This window comes from uncultured Sulfuricurvum sp. (assembly GCF_937936435.1).
GTDB lineage: Bacteria > Campylobacterota > Campylobacteria > Campylobacterales > Sulfurimonadaceae > Sulfuricurvum.
Genome location: NZ_CALDDG010000092.1, coordinates 1 through 2,367, shown reverse-complemented (window position 1 = coordinate 2,367; position 2,367 = coordinate 1). Strand labels below are relative to the sequence as shown.

The 2,367-nt window shown below is 46.9% G+C and carries 3 protein-coding genes; all 3 read right to left on the bottom strand.

What is annotated here, in order from left to right:
• On the bottom strand, positions 1-966 hold a 966-nt coding region (locus Q0389_RS09200; protein WP_298693679.1), incomplete at its 3' end, for a nitronate monooxygenase family protein.
• A complete protein-coding gene (gene tyrS, locus Q0389_RS09195) occupies positions 966-2,165 on the bottom strand; it encodes a tyrosine--tRNA ligase (protein ID WP_298693678.1) in 1,200 nt (399 codons plus the stop codon). The genes Q0389_RS09200 and tyrS, both read right to left, overlap by 1 nt.
• Before the next feature lie 3 nt (positions 2,166-2,168).
• Positions 2,169-2,367: hypothetical protein (locus tag Q0389_RS09190; RefSeq protein ID WP_298693677.1), on the bottom strand; the 199-nt coding region annotated here is incomplete at its 5' end.

Here is a 2,367-nt window from a genome sequence, read left to right as displayed (position 1 = left end):
GTCGGCAATACAAAATCCGACTTCTTTGGCTTCGACACCGCGATTACACGGAGCGACACAGTTAGAGATACATTTAATCGAAGGTCCCGTTCGGGTATCGACAAGATCGCGTAGATTTGTCCGTACACCCCGAGCCGGATAACCGACGGGAGATTTCATCAAAGTGATATCTTCTTCTTTAGCATTAAGGAGAACTTGTTTGAAGTTTTCATGTGCATCACACTCATACGTCCCGATAAAGCGGGTCCCCATCTGAACGCCGGAAGCGCCAAGCTCCATCATCTTCTCAATGTCTTTTTTATCCCAGATCCCTCCGGCCGCGATGACAGGAATATTCCCCCATAACGCTGCTTCTTCGACTACCGGACGGACAAGATTTTCGAGTTGATATTCTTCCATCGCGCACTGTTCATAGGTAAATCCCTGATGTCCTCCGCTTAACGGCCCTTCCAGCACTACGGCATCCGGCAAACGGTTGTACCGTTTTTGCCACCGTTTGCAAATAATAGAAAGGGCTTTAGGTGACGATACGATCGGAACCAATGCAACATCGGGATAGTCTGCCGTAAACTCAGGCATATTGGTCGGAAGCCCTGCCCCGGTAATGATAATATCGACACCCGCCTCACACGCATCGGTGACTACACGCCCGTAATCATTGATTGCATATAGGACATTGCACGCTAAAGGGGCATCTCCGCAAATTTTTCGGGCATTTTTGACAATGGCAGTCAACCCTTTTTTCGAATAAAAATTCTCTGCATCCAACGGACGATTGGCAACCAGTTTATCGGCATGGGATTTGTTTTCATAATACCCCGTTCCGACAGCACTGATAACGCCAAGCCCTCCTTCTGCCGAAACCGTTCCCGCTAAGCGGTCCCAACTGATACCGACACCCATTCCCCCTTGTACGATAGGGTTGCTAATGGAGTATTTGCCGATTTGAAGTGGTTTAAAGCTCATTAGATTACCTTTAATCGTGCAAATTTACGTTTACCTACTTGGAGGATATATTCACCCTCTTCAAGCTGATATTGTTCATCACTGAGTTTGTTTTGATCGATTTTAACAGAGCCTTGCTTAATCTCCCGACGGGCTTGCGAAGTAGATGGGCTAAGGGCGCAATCCACTAAAGCTTTAGCGATCCAAACACTCCCCTGCAGCGTAAATTCGTCGATTTCACTCGGAATTTCACTCTGTGCATGGACACGTTCGAATTCGGCCTGAGCATCAAGTGCCGCCTGATGCGTATGGAACCGTTCCGTAATCTCCAAAGCCAACGCTTCTTTCACTTTTTTAGGGTGCAGCGATCCATCTTCCACACCTGTTTTCAGTTTTTCGATCTGATCGAGGGTCTGCGTACTCAACAGTTCGTAATAGCGCCACATCAACGTATCGCTGATACTGAGTACTTTTCCGTACATGTCGTTCGGCGTTTCGACGACTCCGATGTAGTTTCCGAGCGATTTGGACATTTTTTGAACGCCGTCAAGCCCTTCGAGGATCGGCATCATAAGGACTGCTTGTTCTTTACCGATCTCATATACCCGCTGTAAATGGCGCCCCATCAGAAGATTGAATTTCTGATCTGTTCCGCCGATTTCGATATCGCTTTTTAGATAGACACTGTCATACCCCTGTAAAAGAGGATACAAAAATTCGCTTATGGAGATGGAAGTTCCCGATTTGTAGCGTTTATCGAAATCGTCCCTCTCAAGCATTCGCGCGACGTTATACGTCGTCGTGAGTTCAAGCATACCCGCCGCTCCTAGGGGATTGATCCATTCAGAGTTAAACACTACCGTCGTTTTCTCCGGATCGAGGATTTTAAATACCTGATCTTTATAACTCTGTGCATTCTCAAGTACCTGAGCCGGAAGCAGTTTTTTACGGGTTTCGCTTTTACCGGTCGGATCTCCGATCTGAGCCGTGAAATCACCGATCAAAAACTGGACGTGTCCGCCGTATTTTTGAAATGCCGCCAGTTTTTGAAGCAATACCGTATGTCCCAGATGCAAATCCGGTGCGGTCGGATCGAATCCGGCTTTGACGGTATAGGTCTCCCCTTTTTCAAAATAGTTTTTTAACAGCGTTTCCAGTCGTGCTTCGTCAATAATTTCAGCGCTCCCGCGTCTGATTTCCCGTAATGCTTCGTGTATCATGTTTTATCCTTGAGTTCGGTACGCGTCATCCGTCCGAAAAAATTGTATGATTTTCCCTTTTCGTTCCAATTTGGAACGGAGCCGATTGATATCCGGTTCCAAAGTTTGAAATTCCATTTCGCAATATTGCGTATGTTCGGCTCTCTCTTTCCCAAGCTCGATACTGTTCAGGTCAGCCCCCATTTTCGCCATAAAGGTGAGT